The sequence below is a fragment of the Streptomyces sp. NPDC014676 genome (assembly GCF_043084105.1).
Classification (GTDB): domain Bacteria; phylum Actinomycetota; class Actinomycetes; order Streptomycetales; family Streptomycetaceae; genus Streptomyces.
Map to the genome: position 1 here is coordinate 338,707 of NZ_JBIBZI010000008.1, position 24,675 is coordinate 363,381.

Genomic DNA, 24,675 nt, shown 5'->3' on the forward strand with positions numbered 1-24,675 from the left:
CCCCGCAGGCGCGTTCAGTCCTTGTGGACGGTGCCGTCCGGGTCGAGACCGCGGAACGACAGCAGCACGATCAGGATGCCGCCGCACACGATCGCCGAGTCCGCCAGGTTGAACACGGCGAAGTGCTTGGGCGCGATGAAGTCGACCACCGCGCCCTCGAAGACGCCCGGCGAGCGGAAGATCCGGTCGGTGAGGTTGCCGAGGGCGCCGCCGAGCAGCAGGCCCAGCGCGATCGCCCAGGGCAGGCTGTAGAGCTTGCGGGCGAGGCGGATGATCACCACGATCACGGCTGCCGCGATCACCGTGAAGATCACGGTGAAGGCCTCGCCGAAGCCGAAGGCCGCGCCCGCGTTGCGGATCGCCTCGAAGCGCAGCCAGTCCCCGACGATCTCGATGGGCTCGTGGTGCTCCAGCTTGGCGACCACGATCATCTTGCTGATCAGATCGAGGGCGTACGCGAACACGGCGACGGCGAACAGCACGGCGATCCGCCGCTTGCCGCGGGGCCGCTCGGCCTCCGCCGCCGTCGCCCCGGTGCCGGCCCGTTCCTGGTCCTCCCGGTCCGCGTCCGGGGTGTCCGGCGTACCGATGATGCGCTCCGCCTCTGCCACGTGAGTCCCTCGAAACCTAGGTACCTGACTGAAGGACGAGGGTACGGCACGCCCCGCGCGCCCGCCGATCAGTACCGTCGCTCCTGCTTCTGCTTGCACTCGACGCACAGGGTGGCCCGGGGAAAGGCCTGCATACGGGCCTTTCCGATGGGTTTGCCGCAGTTCTCGCAGAGGCCGTAGGTACCGGCGTCGAGGCGCTGGAGGGCGCGCTCGAACTGGGTGAGCATGTCGCGCGCGTTCGCGGCGAGCGCGAGTTCGTGCTCGCGCGTGATGTTCTTGGTGCCGGTGTCGGCGTCGTCGTCGCCCGCGCCGTCGCCGGAGTCCCGCATCAGGCCGGCCAGCGACTGCTCGGAGGAGGTGATCTCCTCGCGCAGCCGCAGCACCTCGGACGTCAGCTCGGCCCGCGCCTCCTCGACCTCTTCCGGAGTCCAGGGCTCCTCCCCCGGGCGCACCGCGAGGTCGCCCGGCTCCACCACGCCGATCCGGGCCTTGGGTACGGGGCTCTTCGCCGCCGTGGCCGTGCCAGGAGTCTTCTTCGCACCCACCGTCGTCACTCCCGTCTGCGTCGCGGCATCCACCGCGCCCGCGTCATCGGCCGTGCTGTGCCCGGCCACATCCTGTACGGGCCCGCCGGCCCCGCTCTCCGGGAGGCCGGCCTCCCGGGGGCCCGCGGGAGCCGCCTCCCGGACGGCGCCCTTCCCCGGCACCTTCTTCCCCGCCGCGCCCCCACCAGGCACCACCGCCCCGGCGGCCGCCTTTCCGGCGGCCCGCTTCCCCGCCCCGGCCGGCTTCTTCACCGCGGCCTTCCCCTCGGGAGACGGTTTCTTCGCCACGGCCTTCCCGGCGGACGCCCCCTCGACGGCCGGCTTCTTCGCCGCGGCCTTCCCGGCGGACGGCTTCCGCGGGGTGGTCCTTTTCGCGGGCGCCTTCCCCGCCGCGGCCTTCTTCGCGGGTGTTCCGGCGGGCGGCTTCGACGCCACCGGCTCACCGTCGTGCGCCGTCTTCCCTGCCGCCACCCTGCCCGTCACCTTCTTCGCGGGTGTTCCGGCGGATGGCTTCGACGCCACCGGGACACCGTCGTGCGCCGCCCGCGCCGCCGTCCTTCCGGCGGGTGACTGCTTCTCCGTCGCCGCCGTGGTCCGCGTGGGCGTCCGCGCCGTCGCCGCGGCTCCGGCCGTCCCGCCCGCCCTTCCGGCCCCGCCGCCGGCGGTGGCCCCGGATCTGCCGGACGGTGCCGGCTGCTGTACGGCGGTCTTCTTCGCCACCATGGCCGCGGCCCCTTCACATATTGTGATCTCGCACGCGAATCGTGCTGGGACGATAAATCGACTCGAGTCCCGCGGCAACGGGGCGCACCGCCCGGTTCCCGCGCCCCGCGGACGCCGCGCGGCGAACCTGCATGCGTTGTGCCCAGCTCCCCGCCGGGTATGCCACCGACATGGACGTCCCGGGATCCGGACGGGCGCGCTTCGCCATTCGAAGTACGCCGGGTCGTACGGCGGGCGGAAATCCGGTCGGCCGCCGCCCCCGCCGCGCCGTACACTGGGCGGAGCGAAAAGCGTGGATGGGGACGAGTAGCGGCGTACGCAGCCCAGAGCGACCCGGGGACGGTGTGAGCCCGGGGGCGAGCGCGACGTGAAGATCACCCCGGAGCCGCCGGAAGAAACCCCTGTACGGGGCGGTAGAACCGGCATCGCGACCCCAATGAGGGGGCTCACCGGAGCACACGACGCACCGGGGGGCCAAGGAGGGTGGTACCGCGGGAGCGCGCCGACGGCGGCGCAGGGATCGACACAGCTCTCGTCCCTCCGGACGGAAGGCAGCAAGTCCGCCGGAGGAAGCCCGCTGATGACAACGCCGACGTACCGCCAGGTACCCGCCCAGGTCGACCTGCCCGCCCTCGAGCACGCGGTGCTCGAGTTCTGGCGCGAACAGAAGATCTTCGCCAAGAGCCTGGAGCAGTCCGAGGGACGCCCCGAATGGGTGTTCTACGAGGGTCCGCCCACCGCCAACGGCATGCCCGGCGCCCACCACATCGAGGCCCGCGTCTTCAAGGACGTCTTCCCCCGCTTCCGCACCATGCGCGGCTACCACGTGGCCCGCAAGGCGGGCTGGGACTGCCACGGCCTCCCGGTGGAGCTGGCCGTCGAGAAGGAGCTCGGCTTCTCCGGCAAGCAGGACATCGAGGCGTACGGCATCGCCGAGTTCAACGCCAGGTGCCGCGAGTCGGTGACCCGGCACACCGACGCCTTCACCGAGCTGACGACCCGCATGGGCTACTGGGTCGACCTCGACGACGCCTACCGCACCATGGACCCGGAGTACGTCGAGTCCGTCTGGTGGTCACTGAAGAAGATTTTCGACAAGGGCCTGCTGGTCCAGGACCACCGCGTCGCCCCCTGGTGCCCCCGCTGCGGCACCGGCCTGTCCGACCACGAGCTGGCGCAGGGCTACGAGACGGTCGTCGACCCGTCCGTCTACGTCCGCTTCCCGCTCACCTCGGGACCGCTGGCCGGCGAGGCCGCGCTGGTCGTCTGGACGACGACCCCGTGGACCCTGGTCTCCAACACGGCCGTCGCCGCGCACCCCGAGGTCACCTACGTCGTCGCCACGAACGGCGAGGAGAAGCTCGTCGTCGCCGAGCCCCTGCTCACCAAGGCCCTCGGCGAGGGCTGGGAGACCACCGGGCAGTCCTTCACCGGCGCCGAGATGGAGCGCTGGACCTACCGGCGCCCCTTCGAGCTCGTGGACTTCCCGGAGCCCGCCCACTACGTGGTGAACGCCGAGTACGTCACCACCGAGGACGGCACCGGCCTCGTCCACCAGTCCCCCGCCTTCGGTGAGGACGACCTCAAGGTCTGCCGCTCCTACGGCCTGCCCGTGGTCAACCCGGTCCGCCCCGACGGCACCTTCGAGGAGGACCTCCCGCTGGTCGGCGGCGTCTTCTTCAAGAAGGCCGACGAGAAGCTCACCGCCGACCTCGACGAGCGCGGCCTGCTCTTCAAGCACATCCCGTACGAGCACAGCTACCCGCACTGCTGGCGCTGCCACACCGCGCTGCTCTACTACGCGCAGCCGTCCTGGTACATCCGCACCACCGCCATCAAGGACCGGCTGCTCCAGGAGAACGAGAACACCAACTGGTTCCCGGACACGGTCAAGCACGGCCGCTACGGCGACTGGCTGAACAACAACATCGACTGGGCCCTCTCCCGCAACCGCTACTGGGGCACCCCGCTGCCGATCTGGCGCTGCGAGGACGACCACCTCACGGTCGTCGGCTCCCGCGCGGAGCTCACCGAGCTGACCGGCACCGACCAGTCGGGCCTCGACCCGCACCGCCCGTACATCGACGAGGTCACCTTCGGCTGCCGCCACGACGGCTGCGGGAAGACGGCCACGCGCGTGCCGGAGGTCATCGACGCCTGGTACGACTCGGGGTCCATGCCGTTCGCGCAGTGGGGCTACCCGTACAAGAACAAGGAGCTGTTCGAGGCCCGCTACCCGGCGCAGTTCATCAGCGAGGCCACCGACCAGACCCGCGGCTGGTTCTACACGCTGATGGCGATCGGCACCCTGGTCTTCGACAAGTCGTCGTACGAGAACGTCGTCTGCCTCGGTCACATCCTCGCCGAGGACGGCCGCAAGATGTCCAAGCACCTGGGCAACATCCTGCAGCCGATCCCGTTGATGGAGCAGCACGGCGCCGACGCGGTCCGCTGGTTCATGGCGGCCGGCGGTTCGCCGTGGGCGGCCCGCCGGGTGGGCCACGGCACCATCCAGGAGGTCGTCCGCAAGACGCTGCTGACGTACTGGAACACGGTCGCCTTCCAGGCCCTGTACGCCCGCACGTCGGGCTGGGCGCCGTCGGCGGCCGACCCGGCTCCGGCCGACCGCCCGGTCCTGGACCGCTGGCTGCTCTCCGAACTGCACGCGCTCACCGACCAGGTGACCCAGGCGCTGGAGGGGTACGACACCCAGCGCGCCGGCAAGCTGCTCTCCGCGTTCGTCGACGACCTGTCCAACTGGTACGTCCGCCGCTCCCGGCGCCGCTTCTGGCAGGGCGACAAGGCCGCGCTGCGCACGCTGCACGAGGTCGTGGAGACGGTCACCAAGCTGATGGCCCCGCTGACCCCGTTCATCACCGAGCGGGTCTGGCAGGACCTGATCGTCCCCGTCACCCCGGGCGCCCCGGAGTCGGTGCACCTGTCCGCGTGGCCGGAGGCGGACCTGTCCGCCATCGACCCCGGGCTGTCGAAGCAGATGGTGCTGGTGCGCCGGCTCGTGGAGCTGGGCCGGGCCACCCGCGCGGAGTCGGGCGTGAAGACCCGCCAGCCGCTGAAGCGCGCGCTGATCGCGGCGGGCGGCTTCGCGGACCTCGACCCGGAGCTGCACACGCAGATCACCGAGGAGCTGAACGTCGAGTCCCTGGCGTCCCTGTCCGAGGTGGGCGGCTCGCTGGTGGACACCACGGCGAAGGCCAACTTCCGTGCGCTGGGCAAGCGGTTCGGCAAGCGGGTCCAGGACGTGGCCAAGGCGGTCGCGAACGCGGACGCCGCCGCGCTCTCCCTGGCGCTGCGCGAGGGCACGGCCTCGGTGGAGGTCGACGGTGAGACGATCACCCTGGCCCCGGACGAGGTGATCATCACGGAGACCCCGCGCGAGGGCTGGTCGGTGGCGTCCGACGCCGGTGCCACGGTCGCCCTCGACCTGGAGATCACCGAGGAGCTGCGCCGCGCGGGGCTCGCGCGGGACGCGATCCGGCTGATCCAGGAGGCCCGCAAGAACAGCGGCCTCGACGTGGCCGACCGGATCGCCCTGCGCTGGACGGCGACGGAGCCGGCGACGGTCGCCGCGCTGGCGGAGCACGCGGGACTGATCGCGGACGAGGTCCTCGCGACGGACTTCGCGCAGGGTGAGGCGGACGACACCTACGGCACGCCGTTCACCGACGAGGGCCTGTCCCTGACGTTCCGCCTGCGCAAGGCGTGAAGCGCCGGTGAGCCCCGCGCCCCGAGGGGCGCGGGGAACCGCGCGATCAGCCACACACGATCCGCGGACGGCAGGGCACGAACGCCGAAGGCCGGGGCCCACCAGGATTTCCGGTGGGCCCCGGCCTTCGGCGTTGCGTACGTCGGACAGGGCACCCGGACCCGAACAAACACCGCAAACCTGCGTGAACAAGCGTAGCGAAGGGGCGGGGCCCCGGGTTCGTGAACCCGGGGCCCCGCCCCTGAACGCTGCCGACCACTACGCCGTACTCATGGACACAGGGCCGTCAGTTGTCGTCCTCGTCGATCAGGAAGCCGCGCATCGGCGAGGGAGCCTGACCCATCGGCGACGGGCCCTGCGGACGCACCGGCGCCATCGGCTGGGTCATCGCCGGCTGCATCTGCTGCTGACCGCCACCGTAGGAGGGACCACCCTGACCGCCGGGAGGGCCACCCATCGTCTGGTTGCCGCCGTAGGACGGCGCACCGGCTCCGGCGGGAGCCATCGAGGGCGCCGGGGACGGCGGCAGCGACGGCGCGGAGCTCGCGGGCTGGCGCGGCGGGGCGAGCGAGTCGTCCGCCTGGGTCTCCAGCTGGCGCAGCTGCGACTCCAGGTAGGACTTCAGCCGCGTGCGGTACTCGCGCTCGAAGCCGCGCAGGTCCTCGACCTTGCGCTCCAGCGTGGCGCGGGCGGACTCCAGGGAGCCCATCGCGACGCGGTGCTTCTCCTGCGCGTCCCGCTCCAGGGCGTCCGCCTTGGCGCGTGCGTCCCGCTCGAGACCCTCGGCACGCGAACGCGCCTCGCCCACGATCTTGTTGGCCTCGGAACGGGCCTCCGCGATCGCCTGGTCCGCGGTCTGCTGGGCCAGCGACAGGACACGCGCGGCGCTGTCGCCACCGGGACCGCCCTGACCGGGCATACCCGGGCCGCCCTGACCGGGCATACCGGGACCGCCCATGGGGCCGCCCATCGGGCCACCAGGACCCATCTGCCCCTGCATCGGGCCGCCCTGGCCCATCGGCCCGGGACCCTGACCCATGGGACCCTGGCCCATGGGGCCCTGACCCATCGGACCGGGACCCTGGCCCATCGGACCGGGACCCTGACCCATGGGGCCGGGACCCTGCGGGCCGCCCTGTCCGCCGGGGCCGGCGGGCAGCTGAGGAGCACCGCTCGGCAGCTGGGGCGGGCCACCCATGGGGCCACCCATCTGCTGCTGCGGCGGGCCCGATATGCCGGCGGGCACCGGAGCGCCGGGACCTCGCATGCCCTGCTGGGGCATGCCCTGGGGCGGCCCCTGCTGTTGCTGCTGGTCCTGTGGCTCAGGAGGCTTGCGCATGTTCTGCTGGTTCTGGGCAGCGGCACGCGTGGCCGCGGCCAGCTTGGCGCGCAGGTCCTCGTTCTCGCGGAGCAGGCGCGTCAGTTCGGCTTCGACCTCGTCGAGGAAGGCATCGACCTCGTCCTCGTCATAGCCTTCTCGGAGGCGGACGGTCGTGAACTGTTTGTTCCGCACGTCCTCGGGGGTCAACGGCATCTCTTCACCTCAACGTAGTCAGCGGCAGTCGGCAAGACCGTATCGTCCATCCTCATCACACAAACCTCTGTGCGACGGAAATGAGGATCCAGACGATGATCATCAGGACGAAGAAGGACAGGTCTAGCGCCACGCCCCCGAGACGCAGCGGCGGGATGAACCGCCGCAGAAGCTTCAGCGGTGGATCGGTGACAGTGTAAGTGGCCTCCAGGACGACCACCATCGCCTTGCCGGGTTGCCATGAGCGGGCGAACTGGAACACGTAATCCATGACCAAACGGAAGATCAGCACGATGAGGAACACCATCAGCGCGATGTAGATCACCTGCGCGAACACGCTCATGGCCTGCTTTTCCCTCTCCCCTGTACCGCTCTTCGTCCGGTCCTGCGTCTCAGCTCTGGTTGAAGAACCCGCCCTCTGCGATGCGGGCCTTGTCCTCCGCCGTGACATCGACGTTAGCAGGCGACAACAAGAACACCTTCTGCGTCACCCGCTCGATGCTGCCGTGAAGACCAAACACCAAACCGGCCGCAAAGTCGACAAGTCGCTTCGCATCTGTGTCGTCCATCTCAGTCAAGTTCATGATCACCGGCGTGCCCTCACGGAAGTGTTCCCCGATGGTACGGGCCTCGTTGTAGGTCCGGGGGTGAAGCGTGGTGATCCGGTAAGGCTCTCGTTCGGACACGACCTTGGGCATGATCACCGGTGCGTTCTTCTCCAGGCTGGCACGTTCTTGTGTGATGGATGCCACGGGCGCGATCCGCGCCGGGCGTGGCGATTCCGCGGGGAGCGAAGCGGATCGGGCGATCGGTTCGCGCGGCGCGGGAGGATGGGCGATTCGCACCTCTTCGTCCCTTTGGGGCTGGTGTGAGACGTGGGGCTGGTGCGACGGCTCGTGCCGCCGGTGGTCCCGCTCGGGCTCCGGGTCGAGTTCGGGTTCGAAGTCGTCGTCTGGGTCGAATCCGCGGCCGTCGTACCCATCGTCCTCCACGAGGCCGAGGTAGACCGCCATCTTGCGCATCGCGCCGGCCATGCTCCTAGTCCTCCGCTCTGTGGTGGATCCGCTGACGACCGCCAAGTGCCCGCGATCCACTGGGTCTTTACGTCCGCTGTTCGGCGGAACTGACCATATTTTCTGCTGTGGTCCGACTTCTTGGCGACGTTACCCGAGCCCGGGGCGGACTCCGAGTACCGCACTGCCGACGCGCACATGTGTCGCTCCGGCGGCCACGGCCTGTTCGAGGTCCGCACTCATCCCTGCCGAGACCATGTTCGCAGTCGGATGGTCCCTGCGCAGGTCGGTCGACAAATCCATCAACCGCTCGAAGGCCGCCCGTTCGCGTCCCGCGTACTCCCCGGCGAGCGGGGCGACGGTCATCAGTCCGCCGAGCCGCAGCCCCTCGGACCGCGCGACCAGGTCGGCCAACTCCGCGACACCGGCGGGCGCCACGCCCCCGCGCTCCCCCCGGCCGCTCGCGTCGGCGTCGAGTGCCACCTGGATCAGACAGCCGATCTCGCGCCCGGCCCGCACGGCCTCCCTGGAGAGGGCCGTCACCAACCGGGAACGGTCGACGGACTGCACGAAATCGGCGTAACCCACCACGGAACGCACCTTGTTGGTCTGAAGTTGACCGACGAAGTGCCAGGTAAGGGGCAGATCCGTACATGCGGCCGCCTTGGGGGCGGCGTCCTGGTCCCGGTTCTCGGCCACATGACGCACCCCGAGTCCGGACAGGATCCGCACATCGTCCGCGGGATAGGTCTTGGTGACCACGATCAGGGTCACCTCGTCCCGCCCACGTCCGGCGGCGGCGCACGCGGCGACGATCCGCTCTTCCACTTTCGCCAGGTTCGCGGCGAGTTCGTCCCTACGGTCCGTCATGCCCCATCAGTCCAGCCACACATAGCCCGCGAGCCGCCCGGTGGTGCGGTCGCGGCGGTACGAGAAGTGATCAGCCGACTCCAGCGTGCACACCGGTGACTGCTCCCGGTCACGCACCCCGAGCCGTTCGAGCTGCGCGTGCACGCCCGCGGCCACGTCGACCGCCGGCGTTCCCCGGCTCGTGACGGCGTGCGCCGCCGGTTCGACGGAGGCCACCTCGTCGCGCATCGCCTCCGGCACCTCGTAGCACCGGCCGCAGACGGCGGGTCCGGTGCGGGCGACGATCCGCGCGGGTTCGGCGCCGAGTTCCGTCATGGCCCGTACGGCGGCGGGGACGATCCCGGCGGTCATGCCGGGCCGGCCCGCGTGGGCCGCGGCGACGACGCCGGCGACCGGGTCGGCCAGCAGGACCGGTACGCAGTCGGCGGTGAGCACCGCGAGGGCGAGCCCGCGCCGCACGGTGACGATCGCGTCGACCTCGGGGACCGGGCGCTCGCCCCAGGGTCCGTCGACCACGGCCGCATCGGCCCCGTGCACCTGGTTCATCCAGACCACCCGGGCCGGGTCCACGCCGAGCGACTTGGCGGCCAGTTCGCGATTGACGCGCACGGCCGCGGGGTCGTCACCGACCGCACCGCCGAGGTTGAGCTCCTCATACGGAGCGGCGCTCACCCCGCCCCACCGGTCGGTGAAGGCGAAGTGCGCGCCGCTCACGCTCTCGCGCCGTCCTATCACTTCAGGAAGTCCGGTACGTCCAGTTCCTCGACCGGGCTGTCGTAGGTCCGCGACGGCGGGACCGGCGGCTGGACGACCGGGATGTCGCGCACCGGCTCCGGCGCCGGCGGCTCCGGGTCCTCCTTCGGCGTGACGCTGCCGAGCGAGCCGAAGGACGGACGGCTCTCCGGCTGCCGCGCCGGGGCGGGCTCCTCGCGCTTGGCCGAGGACGAGCCGAGGACGTTGTCCCGCTTGGCGGGCGGCTGGCCGCCGTCGAAGCCGGCCGCGATCACGGTGACCCGGACCTCGTCGCCGAGGGCGTCGTCGATCACCGCACCGAAGATGATGTTGGCCTCGGGGTGGGCGGCCTCGCTGACCAGCTGGGCGGCCTCGTTGATCTCGAACAGACCGAGGTCGGATCCGCCGGAGATGGAGAGCAGCACGCCGCGGGCGCCGTCGATGGAGGCTTCGAGCAGTGGCGAGGAGATGGCCATCTCGGCGGCGGCCACCGCGCGGTCGTCGCCGCGGGCCGAGCCGATGCCCATGAGGGCCGAACCGGCCTCGGACATGACCGACTTGACGTCCGCGAAGTCCAGGTTGATCAGGCCGGGCGTGGTGATGAGGTCGGTGATGCCCTGGACACCGGAGAGCAGCACCTGGTCCGCCGACTTGAAGGCGTCGAGAACCGACACCTGGCGGTCCGAGATGGACAGCAGCCGGTCGTTCGGGATCACGATGAGGGTGTCGACCTCTTCGCGGAGCTCGGCGATGCCGTCCTCCGCCTGGTTCGCGCGGCGCCGCCCCTCGAAGGTGAACGGGCGGGTGACCACGCCGATGGTGAGGGCACCGAGCGAGCGGGCGATGTTGGCCACGACGGGCGCGCCACCGGTGCCGGTGCCGCCGCCCTCGCCGGCCGTCACGAAGACCATGTCGGCCCCCTTGAGGACCTCCTCGATCTCCTCGCGGTGGTCCTCCGCGGCCTTGCGGCCGACGGCCGGGTTGGCTCCGGCGCCGAGTCCGCGGGTGAGTTCACGGCCGACGTCGAGCTTGACGTCGGCGTCGCTCATCAACAGGGCTTGCGCGTCGGTGTTGATGGCGATGAACTCGACGCCCTTGAGACCGACCTCGATCATCCGGTTGATGGCATTGACACCACCGCCGCCGACACCGATGACTTTGATGACTGCGAGGTAGTTCTGCGGTGCTGCCACGTCGAAGGCCTCTCGCCTCGAGTTACGTGTCGCCCGACCGCTGAAGCACTGATGCCCTCGCGACCCGACGACTGATGCCGAATGGGACGGTCCGTAGCGCCGACCCGAACCCTAACGTTGAAGTTTAGGGTTACCAGTGTGTCCGTTCCCTGGAGTCTTCTGAACAGGACACTAAGTCGACAAGCGGCGCCCGTTCAACGAACACGCCGAACCTCCCGTTTTTCTTTTCACCCTATGTGATCAGCCGTAGCGCTGCCCAATCAGGGTGCTGGCCTGCGCTGATGTGCGTCAACTCCCCGCTGACGCCGGGGCCGTGGGCACGCTGACGTCGAAGTGCCGCGCGCCGGGCTCCGCTTTCATCAGTGCGGTGAGAATACGGCCCTTCTCGGCTCCCTTCTCACTGCTTCCCCAGTCGACCGTCCGGCCGTCCGCCAGTTCCAGCGAGATGTCGTCGTAGGAACGGACCTTGACGCTGCGGGTGGCGTGCGCCACGGGGGCCGGGACCGCGCCGGCCACCCGCACCGCCTCCCGGGTCAGCCGGTCCTCGTCGAAGCGGCGCAGGCTCGCCGCCGCGGAACCGCTCCTGGAGACAGTCATTTTCAGCGCCGGTACCCCCTTCGGGGCCTGAGAAACCATGGCGAACCGGACACCTTCCTCGTCCACTTCGATGAATTTCCTGCCTTTGCGAACAAGGAGGACAGCGGTGCGTTCCGTCACTTTCAGCGTGATCCCACTCGGCCAGGAACGAACCACCTCAACCGTGCCGATCCGGGGCAACGCCTCGGAAAGCCGCGCCTCGATCGCGTCGGTGTCGACGGAGACCAGTTGTTCCCCGAGGGGGACGTCGGCGGCCTCGCGCACCTCCGCGGGCGTCAGGACCCGGGTCCCCGACACCGTCACGCGCTCCACGCGCACCAGGTCCGACCCGTACAGCAGCCAGAACGCCCCACTGCCGAGGAACACCAGGACGACGGCCAGGACGATGATCCGACGAACCTGTCGTCGCCCGAACCGCCGGACGGGCGGCGGCGGGCCGGACGACTCCCGCTTGCGTTCACCCCGCTCGGCGGTGGTCGATCCGGCCATGCTGCCTGCCCTCCGTCATACGCCTCTAGCGGTGCGCACGGGCGGCGATCGCCTCGTACACCATGCCGACGAGCAGGTCGTCGGCGTCCCGGCGGCCGAACTCGGCGGCGGCGCGGGACATCTCGTACAGCCGGTGCGGGTCGGCGAGCACGGGCAGCACGTTCTGCTGCACCCAGTCGGGCGTCAGCTCCGCGTCGTCGACCAGCAGTCCACCGCCGGCCTTGACCACCGGCTGGGCGTTGAGCCGCTGTTCGCCGTTGCCGATGGGCAGCGGGACGTAGGCGGCCGGGAGCCCGACGGCGGAGAGTTCGGCGACGGTCATCGCGCCCGCGCGGCAGAGCATCATGTCGGCCGCGGCGTACGCGAGGTCCATCCGGTCCAGGTAACTTACCGGGATGTAGGGGGGCATGCCCGGCATCTGGTGCACCTGCGGCAGTTCGTTCTTCGGGCCGACCGCGTGCAGGATCTGGATCCCGGCCTGCTGGAGCCACGGAGCGACCTGCTGGACCACCTCGTTGAGCCGCCGGGCGCCCTGCGAGCCGCCGGAGACCAGCAGCGTGGGCAGATTGGGGTCGAGGCCGAACGCGGCGCGGGCCTCGGGGCGTACAGCGGCCCGGTCCAGGGTGGAGATGGAGCGGCGCAGCGGGATGCCGATGTAGCGGGCGCCCCGCAGCTTGCTGTCGGGCGTGGAGACGGCGACCTGGGCGGCGTACCGGGAGCCGATCTTGTTGGCCAGTCCGGGCCGGGCGTTGGCCTCGTGGATCACGATCGGCACGCCGAGCCGTTTGGCCGCGAGGTAGCCGGGCAGGGCGACGTAGCCGCCGAAGCCGACCACGGCGTCCGCCTTGGTGCGCTCCAGGATCTGCTCGGCCGCCTTGATGGTGCCGCGCAACCGGCCCGGAACGGTGATCAGCTCGGGGGTGGGCTTGCGCGGCAGCGGCACGGCGGGGATCAGCGCCAGTTCGTACCCGCGCTCGGGTACGAGACGGGTCTCCAGGCCGCGTTCCGTGCCCAGGGCCGTGATGCCCACGGTCGGATCCTGCCTGCGCAGGGCGTCCGCGAGGGCGAGCGCGGGCTCGATGTGGCCCGCGGTTCCTCCGCCGGCGAGTACGACATGCACCGAAATTCACCGCTCTCCGGACGAACGCGCCACCGGGGCACGCCGTCGCATCGTGTTCCATCTCCGGGGCCGCTGTGGATCCCCGCCCCGCTTTCTACCAAAGCGGGGTTGCCGCATGGCAAGCGCCATCCGTGCAGCGGGGTCCTCACGCGCGAAGGCGATCAGCAGCCCGATGGCGAACATGGTCGGCAGCAGGGCGGATCCCCCGTAGGAGAACAGCGGGAGCGGGACTCCGGCGATCGGCAGCAGACCGAGCACCGCACCGATGTTGATCACGGCCTGGGCCGTGATCCAGGTGGTCACGCCTCCCGCGGCATACCTGACGAAGGGGTCCTCCGTGCGTCCGGCCACGCGGATACCCGCATAGCCTAGAGCCGCGAACAGGGCGAGTACCGACAGTGTCCCCGCCAGACCCAGTTCCTCACCGGTGATGGCAAAGATGAAGTCCGTGTGCGCTTCGGGAAGTTGGCCCCATTTCTCCACACTCGCGCCGAGTCCGGAACCGAAAATTCCGCCAGAGGCGAGGGCGTAGATCCCGTGCACCGCCTGCCAGCAGTCGACCGGTCCCGTCTGGGGCTCGGTGGCACCGAGGCAGGTGAGCCGGGCCATGCGGTTGGGGCTGGTGCGGATGAGGATCGCGCCGAGCAGCGCGGCGATCGACAGCACGCCGACGAAGAGCCGGGTCGGCGCCCCCGCCAGCCACAACAGGCCGAAAAGGATCGCCGTCAGGATGATCGCCGTGCCCATGTCGCCGCCGAGCATGATCAGTCCGAGCAGCATGAAGGCGGCCGGGACGAGCGGCACCAGCATGTGCTTCCACTGGTACAGCAGCCGCTTGTCCTGCTTGCGGGCGAGCAGATCGGCGCCCCACAGCACCAGCGCGAGCTTGCCGAACTCGCTGGGCTGGAGCTGGAAGGAGCCGCCGAGGGCGATCCAGTTCTGGTTGCCGTTGACCGCGACCCCGACCCCCGGCACCTGCACCAGGGCCATCAGGACGACGGCGCCCGCGAGGATCGGGTAGGCCAGGGCGCGGTGCAGCTTCACCGGCATCCTGGAGGCCGCCAGCAGCAGTACGCAGCCGATCCCGGCGGCCAGCAACTGCTTGCGGAAGAAGTACGAGCCCGGCAGCGACATCTGCAGCGCCGTGATCTGGGAGGCCGAGTAGACCATCACCAGGCCCAGCACGGTGATCAGCGCGCTGCCGCCGAGGATCAGGTAGTACGCGGTCAGCGGCCGGTCCCAGGCCCTGCGCGCCCGGGTGACCAGGGTGCGGACGGGGTTCTCGCGCGGGGGCCCGGGTACGACGGATCCGCGCACGGCCCGCCGTACGGGCGGGCGGCCGGTACGGCTGCTACCGGTCATCCGGGCCTCCGCTGTACGCCGTCGACGGTCCCACGCGTCCCTCCCAAGGTCGCCCGGCGCCAGGCGGGCCGGGGTCAGGCGCCGAGCTCGCGCACCGCCTGTGCGAACGCGTCACCGCGCTTGTTGTAGTTGGTGAACATGTCCATCGAGGCGCAGGCCGGGGCCAGCAGCACCGTGTCGCCGGGCCGGGCGAGCCGCCGCGCCTCCTGGACGGCCCGGAGCATCGCCCCAGTGTCGGTCCGGTCGAGGTCGACGACGGGTACTTCCGGGGCGTGTCGCGCGAGGGCTTCGCGGATCAGGGCGCGGTCCCGGCCGATCAGTACGGCACCGCGCAGCCGCTTCGCCGCGCCGGCGACCAGTTCGTCGAAGGTGGCGCCCTTGGCGAGCCCGCCGGCGATCCACACGATCGACTCGTAGGCCGCCAACGAGGCTTCGGCGGCATGCGTGTTGGTGGCCTTGGAGTCGTCGATGTACGCGACCCCGTCCACGTCGGCGACGTGCGCGATGCGGTGGGCGTCCGGGGTGAAGGCCCGCAGGCCGTCCCGTACGGCGCTCGCGGGCACCCCGTAGGCCCGCGCGAGGGCCGCCGCGGCAAGGGCGTTGGCGATGTTGTGCGGGGCGGGCGGGGTGACGTCGGAGACCTCGGCGAGTTCCTGGGCGTTCCTCTGCCGGTTCTCGACGAAGGCGCGGTCGACCAGGATGCCCTCCACGACGCCGAGTTGGGAGGGGCCGGGCGTACCGAGGGTGAAGCCGACGGCGCGGCAGCCCTCCTCGACGTCGGCCTCGCGGACCAGGTCCTCGGTGGCCTTGTCGGCCACGTTGTAGACGCAGGCGACGCGGTTGCCCTCGTAGATACGGCCCTTGTCCCTGGCGTACGCCTCCATGGAGCCGTGCCAGTCGAGGTGGTCCGGGGCGAGGTTCAGTACGGCCGCCGAGTGGGCGCGCGGGGAGGGCGCCCAGTGGAGCTGGTAGCTGGACAGCTCCACGGCGAGCACGTCGTACTCCTCCTCGCCGAGCACGGCGTCCAGGAGGGAGACGCCGATGTTGCCGACGGCGGCGGTGCGCAGGCCCGCCGCCTTCAGGATGGAGGCGAGCATCTGGACGGTCGTGGTCTTGCCGTTGGTGCCGGTGACCGCGAGCCAGTCGGCCGCGCCGGGCTTCCTGAGCCGCCAGGCGAGTTCGACGTCGCCCCACACCGGCACCCCGGCCGCGTCCGCCGCCGCGAACAGCGGCTTGTCCGGCTTCCAGCCGGGGGCCGTGACGATCAGCTCGGTGCCCTCCGGCAGGGTGGCCCCGTCACCGAGGCGCACGGTGACGCCGAGCGCCTCCAGTTCGGCGGCCTGCTCACGCGCGCGCGGATCGTCCCCGTCGTTGACGACGGTGACCTTCGCGCCGAGCCCGTGCAGCACCTTGGCCGCCGGGACGCCGGAGACGCCGAGTCCGGCGACGGTGACGTTCTTCCCCTGCCAGTCGGTCACTTGTCCGCTGCCCATCCCGCGTAGAAGAGGCCCAGTCCGACGATCACACAGATGCCCTGGATGATCCAGAAGCGGACCACCACGAGGACTTCGGACCAGCCCTTGAGTTCGAAGTGATGCTGGAGCGGCGCCATCCGGAAGACCCGCTTCCCGGTGAGCTTGAACGAGCCGACCTGGATGACCACCGACATGGTGATGAGGACGAACAGACCGCCCAGGATGGCCAGCAGCAGCTCGGTGCGGGAGCAGATCGCGAGACCCGCGAGCACACCGCCGAGCGCCAGCGAACCGGTGTCGCCCATGAAGATCTTGGCCGGCGAGGTGTTCCACCACAGGAAGCCCAGGCAGGAACCCATCAGCGCGGAGGCGACGACCGCGAGGTCCAGCGGGTCGCGCACCTCGTAGCAGGCGCCCGGGTTGGTCAGCGTCTCGCCGTTGGCGCAGGACTCCTGGAACTGCCAGACGCCGATGAAGGTGTAGGCGCCGAAGACGAGCACGGAGGCGCCGGTGGCGAGACCGTCCAGACCGTCGGTCAGGTTCACGCCGTTCGACATCGCGAGGATCATGAACAGCGCCCAGACGACGAACAGCACCGGGCCGATGGTCCAGCCGAAGTCCGTGATGAACGACAGCTTCGTGGAGGCCGGGGTCTGTCCGCGGGAGTCCGCGAACTGCAGCGAGAGCACCGCGAAGGCGATACCGACGATGAGCTGGCCGGCCATCTTCGCCTTGGCCCGCAGACCCAGCGAACGCCGCTTGACGATCTTGATGTAGTCGTCCAGGAAGCCGACCAGCCCCATGCCGACCATCAGGCCCAGCACCAGCACGCCCGAGTACCTCGGGGGCTCGCCGCTGATCACCTTGCTGAGGAAGTACGCGGCGACCGTCGCCAGGATGAAGGCGATACCGCCCATCGTCGGCGTACCGCGCTTGCTGGCGTGCTCGCGCGGGCCGTCGTCACGGATGTACTGCCCGTACCCCTTGCGCGCGAGCAGCTTGATCAGCAACGGGGTGCCGATCAGCGTCAGGAAGAGGCCAATGACTCCTGCGAACAGGATCTGATTCATCATCGGGCGGAGACCTCACCCTCGGCACCGGTCTCGAGCAGCGCCTGCGCCACGCTCTCGAGCCCGACCGAACGGGACGCCTTCACGAGTACGACATCCCCCGGGCGCAATTCGCTGCGCAACAGGTCGACCGCCGCCTGTGCGTCGGACACGTGCACCGACTCCTCACCCCACGAACCCTCGTTATATGCGCCCAGTTGCAGCCAGGCGGCTTCCCTGCCCCCGACTGCGACGAGCTTGCTGACGTTGAGCCGGACGGCGAGCCGTCCGACCGCGTCGTGCTCGGCGAGCGCCTCGTCCCCGAGCTCGGCCATCTTGCCGAGCACCGCCCACGTACGGCGTCCCTTGCCCATGGCCGCCAGCGCGCGCAGCGCTGCCTTCATGGACTCGGGGTTCGCGTTGTAGGCGTCGTTGACGACCGTCACGCCGTCCGGGCGCTCGGTGACCTCCATCCGCCAGCGGGAGAGGGAGCCCGCCTCGGAGAGCGCGGTGGCGATCTCGTCTGCGGACATGCCCAACTCGTGGGCGACGGCGGCCGCGGCGAGCGCGTTCGACACGTGATGCTCACCGTACAGGCGCATGGTCACATCGGATGCACCGGAGGGTGTGTGAAGCCTGAAGGAAGGCTGTCCGCTGTCCGTGAGTCGCACGTTCTCGGCCCGAACGTCCGCTTCGTCGGACTCTCCGAAAAGGATCACCTTCGCCTTCGTACGGGAGGCCATGGCCCGTACGAGGGGGTCGTCCGCGTTGAGGATCGCGGCGCCGCCCTCCTCGGCCGGGGGCAGGGCCTCCACCAGCTCGCCCTTGGCCTGGGCGATCTGCTCCCGGCCGCCGAACTCGCCGATGTGGGCGGAACCGACGTTCAGGACCAGTCCGACCTTCGGGGGCGTCAGACCGGTGAGGTACCGGATGTGGCCGATTCCGCGCGCTCCCATCTCCAGCACGAGGAACTTCGTCTCCTCGGTGGCGGTGAGCGCGGTGAGCGGCAGGCCGATCTCGTTGTTGAGCGAGCCGGGGGTGAAGACGGTCGGCGCCTTGCGCCGCAGGACCTGGGCGATGAGGTCCTTGGTACTGGTCTTGCCGGCCGAGCCGGTGAGCGCGACGAGGGTGGTGCCGAGCCGGCCGACGACGTGCCGGGCGAGGGCGCCGAGGGCCGCCTGGACGTCCGCCACGACGATCGCGGGAACCCCGACGGGCCGGGAGGCAAGCACGGCGGCCGCGCCCGCCTCGACGACCTGCGCCGCGAAGTCGTGGCCGTCCACGCGCTCGCCGGCGAAGGCGACGAACAGGCTGCCCGGACCCGCCTCCCGCGAGTCCCGGACGACCGGTCCGGTGACCCGGACGGACGGGTCCGGTATGTCGTGCGTCTGCCCGCCGACGACTTCTGCGATCTCGGCGAGGGAGAGGGCGATCACAAGTTCATCCCTGGGTTTTCTTGATGGCTTCCCGAAGCACCTGGCGGTCGTCGAAGGGACGCACCACCCCGGCGATGTCCTGCCCCTGCTCGTGGCCCTTGCCCGCGACCAGCACGGTGTCGCCGGGTTCGGCCCGTGCGACGGCGGCGGCGATCGCGGCGGCCCGGTCCTCGAAGACCTGCACCTCTCCGCGCTCGTGGGCGGGCACGGAGGCCGCGCCCCGGAGCATGGCGGCGAGGATCGCGAGGGGGTCCTCGGAGCGGGGGTTGTCGGAGGTCAGTACGGCGGTGTCGGCGAGCCGCGCGGCGGCGGCGCCCATGGGCTCCCGCTTGGTCCGGTCGCGGTCGCCGCCGCAGCCGAGCACGACGTGCACCCGGCCCTCGGTGACCTTGCGCAGGGCGCGCAGCACCGATTCCACGGCGTCGGTCTTGTGGGCGTAGTCCACCACCGCGAGGTACGGCTGTCCGGCGTCCACGCGCTCCAGCCGGCCCGGCACGCCCGGTACGGCGGCGACGCCGTCGGCGGCGGCCTGCGGGTCGAGTCCGGCGGCGGCGAGGGCGACGATCGCGGCGAGGGTGTTCGCCACGTTGAACGGACCCGGCAGCGGCGAGCGGGCGGTGATCCGCTCGTCCTCGGGGCCGATCACGGTGAACGTCGAGTCCATCGGGCCGACCTCGACGTCCTCGGCGCGCCAGTCGGCGTCGGGGTGGCCCTCGGCGGAGTAGGTGACGACCGGGACGCCGGCCTCCTTGGCGAGGCGGCGGCCGTACTCGTCGTCCACGTTGACCACGCCGAGTCTGCTGCGTTCCGGTGTGAACAGCTGCGCCTTGGCCCGGAAGTAGTCCTCCATGCCGGAGTGGAACTCCATGTGTTCCGGGCTGAGGTTGGTGAAGACGGCGATGTCGAAGACGCAGCCGTCGACCCGGCCGAGGACCAGGGCGTGGCTGGAGACCTCCATGGCCACCGCGTCGGTGCCGCGCTCGCGCATGACGGCGAACAGGGCCTGGAGGTCGGTGGCCTCGGGGGTGGTGCGCTCGGACTTGATGCGCTCGTCGCCGATGCGCGTCTCGACCGTGCCGATGAGCCCCGTGCGGTGGGCTGTTTTCAGGCCACCCTCGACCAGGTAGGCGGTGGTGGTCTTGCCCGAGGTGCCGGTGATGCCGATCTGGAGCAGCTCGCGGCCCGGACGGCCGTAGATGGTGGCCGCCAGCTCGCCCATCCGCGCGCGCGGGTCGTCGACCACCAGCGCCGGCAGTCCGGCCGCGGCGACGCGCTCGGCGCCGGACGGGTCGGTCAGCACGGCGACCGCGCCGAGGCCGGCGGCCTGGGTGACGAAGTCGGCGCCGTGGGCGCGGGCGCCCGGGAGGGCGGCGTACAGGTCGCCGGGGCGGACGGCGCGCGAGTCATGGGTGATGCCCGTGACGTCGGCGGCCCGTTCCGGCGCGGGGGCACCCAGCTGACCGGCGAGTTCCGCGAGGGGTGTGGCGGAGACCTGAACCGGACGGGGCGGTCCCGGATATGTCACGGGGTGGCCCTTCTGGGCGGTTTGGGACTGATCGGCGTGTGGCACGGCGGTGAGCGTACCCGGCGCACCGGTTGGGGGGCCAAGTGAGGGGCCGGAGGCGTCCTGGTTCCCGGGGTCGGGGGTGATCGTCGTCACGGGGTGGTTCCTGGTGGCTCGGTGCTCGGTTCGGGTCAGGGTGTGAAGGTGACCGGGAGGTCGGCGGGGTCGGCGCCGGTCGGCGGCACCTGCAGGGTCTTCAGGGCGAACTCCATGACCTGCTTGTACACGGGTCCGCAGATCTGGCCGCCGAAGTAGCTGCCCTCGGTGGCGTTCTGGATGGCGCAGTAGACGGTGATCCTGGGCTTGTCGGCGGGGGCGAAGCCGGCGAAGGACGAGGTGTAGCCGTGGTATCTGCCGGTGGCCGGATCCACGCGGTTCGCCGTACCCGTCTTCCCCGCGACCCGGTAGCCCGGGATGCGTGCCTTGGTGCCGGTGCCCTCCTCGTCGTCGACGACCGACTCCAGCATCCGGGCGAGCGTCTTCGCCGTCTTCTCGCTGACGACCCTGGTTTTCTCGGGCTCCGGGGCGGGGGTGAAGCGTCCGTCGGGGCCCGTGGAGCCGCGGACGAGGGTGGGCTCGACGCGGACGCCGCCGTTGGCGATGGTCGAGTAGACGGACGCGGCCTGCATGGCGTTCACGGAGACGCCCTGGCCGAAAGGAATCGTGTACTGCTGCGAGGTGGACCACGCGTCCGGCGGGGCGAGGATGCCCTTGGTCTCGCCGGGGAAGCCGAGCCCGCTGTGGCTGCCGAGGCCGAACTTGCGCAGGTACTCGTAGAGGACCTTGTTGGCCTGGGCCTGGGTCCTGCCGAGCTGGCCGGTGGCGAGGATGGTACCGATGTTGCTGGACTTGGCGAGTACGCCGTTGAGCGTCAGGTACCAGGTCGGGTGATCGATGTCGTCCTTGAAGAGCCGGTCGCCGCGGTGCAGCCGGTTGGGCACGACGACGTGGGTGCCGGGGGTGGCGGCGTTCTCCTCGAGGACCGCCGCCATGGAGAGCACCTTGGCGGTGGAGCCGGGTTCGAAGGCGTCCTGGACGGCCGCGTTGCCGAGCGCGTCCGGGTCGGCCTCGGAGAGGTCGCCCGGGTCGAAGCCGGGCGCGTTGGCCATCGCGAGGACCTCGCCGGTGCGGGTGTCCTGGACGATGACGTAGCCTCGGTCGGCCGCGGACTTCCTCACCTGCTCGCTGATGGCGTTCTGCGCGGCCCACTGGATGTCGCGGTCGATGGTGAGCTCGACGTCGTCGCCGGGCACCGCCGGGGTCTCGGTGGAGCCCGCGGTCGGGACGAGACGGCCGCCGGACTGGGCGTAGCGGATCTTGCCGTCCTCGCCGGCCAGCCGCTCGTCCAGCTGGAGCTCGATGCCGCCGCCGCCCTTGCCCTCGGCGTTGACCCAGCCCAGTACCCCGGCGGCGAGTTCCTTGTTGGGGTACACCCGCTTGCTGGTGGGCACGGAGAAGACGCCGGCCAGGACGTTGGCGGTGGACTCGTCGGTCTCGGCCTTCTTGGCGAGCGCGGCCTTCAGGTCCTTGATCTGCTTCCAGGTCTGCGGGGTCTGGCGGCCGGCCAGTCTGACGTAGCGCAGGGCCTTGTTCTCCGGGCGCAGCTTCCCGACCAGCTCGTCCTGGTCCTGGCCGAGGATCGGGGCGAGGAGGGCGGCGGCCTGCTCGGGACCGTCGGTGATCTCCAGCTCGTCCGGGGCGAACATCGTGGGGTCGGCGGTGATGTCGTAGGCGTCCTCGGTGGTCGCCAGGGCCACGCCGTGGCGGTCGGTGATGCCGCCGCGCTCGGCGTCCAGCACCTGGCCGACGTAGCGGTTGCGGTCGGCCTTGGCGGCGTAGGTGCTCGCGTCGACGGCCTGCACCTGGAACAGGCGTACGACGAAGGCGAGCAGCACCAGGGTCAGGGCGACGCCGATCAGGCGCAACCGGGGGCGGGGGCTGCCCAGCCGGATGGACTTCGGGGGCGCGGGGCGGGGTCCCGAAGGCCTGCGGGCCGGGCGGGCGCCGGGACCCGGGCGCTGTCCGGCGGCCGGGCGGGCGGGCCTGGCGGGGCCGGGGACCCGGCGGCGGGGCGGTTCCCTGTCGGACACTTCCGTCACCTGCCGGGGGTCGATGAGGAGGGCGTGGAGGCGGCACCGGGTACGCCCTTGACCTTGCCGTCGGGGCCGAGGAAGGCGGGGTCGCCGCCGGGCACCATGCCGAGTTCGCGGGCGCGGCGCTGGAGGGCGTCGGGGGCGGAGTAGGCGTCGATGTCCCGCTGCAGGGCCTGTTCCTCGTCGGTGAGGTTCTTGGTCTCCCGCTGGAGGTCGTCGAGCTGGAACGCGCCCTCACTGAGGGCGGAGTTCAGCACCAGGAGGCCGATCAGGCCGCCGCCGAGGAGGGTCACGACGAGGAGGACGAAGGGGGTGCGCGCCGCCTGGGCACGCCCGGTGGGCAGGAGATGCGTGAGCCGGGCCGCCCGCCCCTTCAGCTCGGGCCGCCCCTTCAGTTCGGGTTTCCTACTCACTCACGCTCCCCTGAGTTCGCTTTCCCCACCCGTCCGCCCGGCCGCCCGTCACCCGCCTCGTGCGCCGTACGTGCCGCACACCGCCCGTGTCTCAATCGACGTCCTCCCGGATCCGCTCGGCGCCGCGCAGCCGCGCGGGGGCCGCGCGCCGGTTCTCGGCGATCTCCTCCTCGGTGGGAAGTTCGGCACCGCGCGTGAGCAGCTTGAGCCGGGGCTGGTACCGCTCGGGGACGACCGGGAGTCCGGGCGGGGCGGTGGTGGCGGCGCCGGCCGCGAACACCTGCTTGACGAGCCGGTCCTCCAGGGAGTGGTACGACAGCACGGCGATCCGTCCGCCGACGTCGAGGGCCTTCACGGCCGCGGGGATCGCCCGCTCCAGCACGGACAGCTCGCCGTTGACCTCGATCCGCAGGGCCTGGAAGGTGCGCTTGGCCGGGTTGCCGCCGGTGCGCTTGGCGGCCTGCGGCAGCGCGTCGCGGATCAGCTCGACCAGGCGGGCGCTGTTGGTGAACGGCTCCTTCTCGCGTTCGCGCACGATCGCGGAGACGATGCGCTTGGCCTGCTTCTCCTCGCCGTAGGCGCGCAGGATGCGGACGAGTTCGCCGGCCGGGTAGGTGTTGAGGACCTCGGCGGCGCTGACGCCGGTCGTCTGGTCCATGCGCATGTCGAGGGGGGCGTCCTGGGCGTAGGCGAAGCCGCGGCCGGCCTCGTCGAGCTGCATGGAGGACACCCCGAGGTCGAACAGGACGCCCCGCACGCGCGGGAGCCCGAGCCGGTCGAGGACGTCGGGGAGCTCGTCGTAGACGGCGTGCACCAGGGTGGCCCGCTCGCCGTAGGGCGCGAGCCGCTCGCCGGACAGGCGCAGGGCCTCCTTGTCGCGGTCCAGGGCGACGAGCCGCACCTCGGGGAACCGCCGGAGCAGGGCCTCGCTGTGGCCGCCGAGCCCGAGCGTGCAGTCGACCACCACCGCGCCCGGCCGCTCCAGGGCGGGCGCCAACAGGTCCAGGCACCGCTGGAGCATCACCGGGACGTGTCGGCTCTGTCCCGCCCGCCGCCCACCACCGCCCTCATGCGGAAGCGCTTCGCGCCCTTTCACTTCGGCCCTCTCAAGTCCGGCACGGTGTTCACGCACCGCCGGGTTCCCGCCCTCCCCCGTCGAGGGGCGGCCGGCGCCGTCAGGCGCAGGCCGGGCGGCGGCGGGAGGAGGCCGAGCCGTACGTGCGCGCCGCGCACGCGGGGAGACCCCCCGGTCGTCGCCGGGGGATCCGGGGAAAGTCAGGCAGCGGGCGCTCTCGCCTCCCGCTTCGCGCCACTTTAGTCCACGGTCCCGCCCGGTCAATCAACCGGCCTGCGCGTCGCGGCCCGCGCGGCGGGTCAAGGGGCGGATCGGACACATCACCCGCAGGAGGGAGCTCACACCACCCCTGTGGGTTACCTCACACCAAGGCCCGCTGACATTCTTTGTCACCTCTCACAACGGGCCCGACGCCCTGGTGACCAGTAACGTCATGGGTATGACGACTTCCGCATCGGCTCCCACCGGCCCCCAGAACGGCACCTCCGGCCACGGCACGGTCACCGACCGCCTGGTCGACGCCAACCAGCAGTACGCGGCCGTCTTCACCGACCCCGGTATGGACGCCCGCCCGGTCCTGAACGTCGCCGTGGTGGCCTGCATGGACGCCCGCCTCGACCTGCACGCCGCGCTGGGCCTGTCGCTCGGCGACTGCCACACCATCCGCAACGCGGGCGGCGTCGTCACCGACGACGTGATCCGCTCGCTGACCATCAGCCAGCGCGCCCTGGGCACCCGCAGCGTGGTCCTCATCCACCACACCGGCTGCGGCCTGGAGTCCATCACCGAGGAGTTCCGGCACGAACTGGAGATGGAGGTGGGCCAGCGCCCCAACTGGGCCGTGGAGGCCTTCCGGGACGTGGACCAGGACGTACGGCAGTCCATGCAGCGCGTGCGCACCTCGCCGTTCCTGCTGCACACCGACGACGTGCGCGGCTTCGTCTTCGACGTGCACACGGGTCTGCTGCGCGAGATCGACCCCGCCTGACCTGGCCGCCCGCCCCGGAGGAAGCCCGGACTCCGGCTCCGTTCGACGTCGTGTCGACGTCGTGGGACC

At 71.1% G+C, this 24,675-nt stretch carries 20 protein-coding genes; 2 read left to right on the forward strand and 18 right to left on the reverse strand.

The genetic code is table 11. The features are described from left to right. Window positions 1-14: 14 nt before the first annotated feature. Window positions 15-611, reverse strand: a complete 597-nt coding sequence (gene lspA, locus ACF1DX_RS24045; protein WP_391793180.1) for a signal peptidase II — start codon at window positions 609-611, stop codon at window positions 15-17. 68 nt (window positions 612-679) lie between these two features. Next, window positions 680-1,879 (reverse strand): TraR/DksA family transcriptional regulator, encoded by a 1,200-nt coding sequence (locus ACF1DX_RS24050; protein WP_391793181.1) that lies wholly within the window; start codon window positions 1,877-1,879, stop codon window positions 680-682. 580 nt (window positions 1,880-2,459) lie between these two features. Here ACF1DX_RS24050 and ileS point away from each other — a divergent pair. Next, a complete protein-coding gene (ileS, locus tag ACF1DX_RS24055; RefSeq protein WP_391793182.1) occupies window positions 2,460-5,603 on the forward strand; it encodes an isoleucine--tRNA ligase in 3,144 nt (1,047 codons plus the stop codon). A gap of 286 nt (window positions 5,604-5,889) precedes the next feature. Here the strand turns inward: ileS and ACF1DX_RS24060 are convergent, their stop codons facing one another. The 16 genes from ACF1DX_RS24060 to rsmH form a co-directional block, all read right to left on the reverse strand. Then, complete coding sequence (locus ACF1DX_RS24060; protein WP_391793183.1) at window positions 5,890-7,137, reverse strand: DivIVA domain-containing protein; 1,248 nt, start codon at window positions 7,135-7,137, stop codon at window positions 5,890-5,892. A gap of 55 nt (window positions 7,138-7,192) precedes the next feature. Beyond that, complete coding sequence (locus ACF1DX_RS24065; RefSeq protein WP_019521941.1) at window positions 7,193-7,480, reverse strand: YggT family protein; 288 nt, start codon at window positions 7,478-7,480, stop codon at window positions 7,193-7,195. A gap of 49 nt (window positions 7,481-7,529) precedes the next feature. Beyond that, window positions 7,530-8,171: a cell division protein SepF gene (locus ACF1DX_RS24070; protein ID WP_351995040.1), complete on the reverse strand. Its 642-nt coding sequence runs from the start codon at window positions 8,169-8,171 to the stop codon at window positions 7,530-7,532. Window positions 8,172-8,300: 129 nt separating this feature from the next. After that, window positions 8,301-9,020: a YggS family pyridoxal phosphate-dependent enzyme gene (locus ACF1DX_RS24075; protein WP_391793184.1), complete on the reverse strand. Its 720-nt coding sequence runs from the start codon at window positions 9,018-9,020 to the stop codon at window positions 8,301-8,303. 6 nt (window positions 9,021-9,026) lie between these two features. Beyond that, window positions 9,027-9,755: a peptidoglycan editing factor PgeF gene (gene pgeF / locus ACF1DX_RS24080; protein WP_391793185.1), complete on the reverse strand. Its 729-nt coding sequence runs from the start codon at window positions 9,753-9,755 to the stop codon at window positions 9,027-9,029. Beyond that, a complete protein-coding gene (gene ftsZ / locus ACF1DX_RS24085) occupies window positions 9,752-10,945 on the reverse strand; it encodes a cell division protein FtsZ (protein WP_385058308.1) in 1,194 nt (397 codons plus the stop codon). The genes pgeF and ftsZ overlap by 4 nt, the downstream gene beginning before the upstream one ends. Before the next feature lie 288 nt (window positions 10,946-11,233). Next, window positions 11,234-12,031 carry a cell division protein FtsQ/DivIB gene (locus tag ACF1DX_RS24090; RefSeq protein ID WP_391793186.1) on the reverse strand — a complete coding sequence of 266 codons (798 nt, stop codon included), beginning with the start codon at window positions 12,029-12,031 and terminating at the stop codon, window positions 11,234-11,236. Between the two features lie 25 nt (window positions 12,032-12,056). After that, window positions 12,057-13,151 carry an undecaprenyldiphospho-muramoylpentapeptide beta-N-acetylglucosaminyltransferase gene (gene murG, locus ACF1DX_RS24095; RefSeq protein WP_391793187.1) on the reverse strand — a complete coding sequence of 365 codons (1,095 nt, stop codon included), beginning with the start codon at window positions 13,149-13,151 and terminating at the stop codon, window positions 12,057-12,059. 6 nt (window positions 13,152-13,157) lie between these two features. Further along, entirely contained in the window at window positions 13,158-14,513 is a 1,356-nt protein-coding gene (gene ftsW / locus ACF1DX_RS24100; RefSeq protein ID WP_391793188.1) for a putative lipid II flippase FtsW, read from the reverse strand. Between the two features lie 74 nt (window positions 14,514-14,587). Then, complete coding sequence (gene murD, locus ACF1DX_RS24105; protein WP_391793189.1) at window positions 14,588-16,006, reverse strand: UDP-N-acetylmuramoyl-L-alanine--D-glutamate ligase; 1,419 nt, start codon at window positions 16,004-16,006, stop codon at window positions 14,588-14,590. Continuing rightward, a complete protein-coding gene (gene mraY / locus ACF1DX_RS24110) occupies window positions 15,988-17,061 on the reverse strand; it encodes a phospho-N-acetylmuramoyl-pentapeptide-transferase (protein ID WP_030820598.1) in 1,074 nt (357 codons plus the stop codon). The genes murD and mraY overlap by 19 nt, the downstream gene beginning before the upstream one ends. Continuing rightward, window positions 17,058-18,473: a UDP-N-acetylmuramoyl-tripeptide--D-alanyl-D-alanine ligase gene (murF, locus tag ACF1DX_RS24115; RefSeq protein WP_391793190.1), complete on the reverse strand. Its 1,416-nt coding sequence runs from the start codon at window positions 18,471-18,473 to the stop codon at window positions 17,058-17,060. The genes mraY and murF overlap by 4 nt, the downstream gene beginning before the upstream one ends. A gap of 4 nt (window positions 18,474-18,477) precedes the next feature. After that, a complete protein-coding gene (locus ACF1DX_RS24120; protein ID WP_391793191.1) occupies window positions 18,478-19,998 on the reverse strand; it encodes a UDP-N-acetylmuramoyl-L-alanyl-D-glutamate--2,6-diaminopimelate ligase in 1,521 nt (506 codons plus the stop codon). Window positions 19,999-20,168: 170 nt separating this feature from the next. Then, window positions 20,169-22,127 carry a penicillin-binding transpeptidase domain-containing protein gene (locus ACF1DX_RS24125; protein WP_391793192.1) on the reverse strand — a complete coding sequence of 653 codons (1,959 nt, stop codon included), beginning with the start codon at window positions 22,125-22,127 and terminating at the stop codon, window positions 20,169-20,171. A gap of 5 nt (window positions 22,128-22,132) precedes the next feature. Next, window positions 22,133-22,543, reverse strand: a complete 411-nt coding sequence (locus tag ACF1DX_RS24130) for a septum formation initiator family protein (protein WP_391793193.1) — start codon at window positions 22,541-22,543, stop codon at window positions 22,133-22,135. 91 nt (window positions 22,544-22,634) lie between these two features. Beyond that, the gene (gene rsmH, locus ACF1DX_RS24135; protein WP_391793194.1) at window positions 22,635-23,639 is read right to left on the reverse strand and encodes a 16S rRNA (cytosine(1402)-N(4))-methyltransferase RsmH; all 1,005 of its coding nucleotides are present in this window, start codon (window positions 23,637-23,639) and stop codon (window positions 22,635-22,637) included. 418 nt (window positions 23,640-24,057) lie between these two features. On the opposite strand from rsmH, the gene ACF1DX_RS24140 reads away from it, so the two are divergent. After that, window positions 24,058-24,606 (forward strand): beta-class carbonic anhydrase, encoded by a 549-nt coding sequence (locus ACF1DX_RS24140; protein ID WP_391793195.1) that lies wholly within the window; start codon window positions 24,058-24,060, stop codon window positions 24,604-24,606. Window positions 24,607-24,675 lie beyond the last annotated feature (69 nt).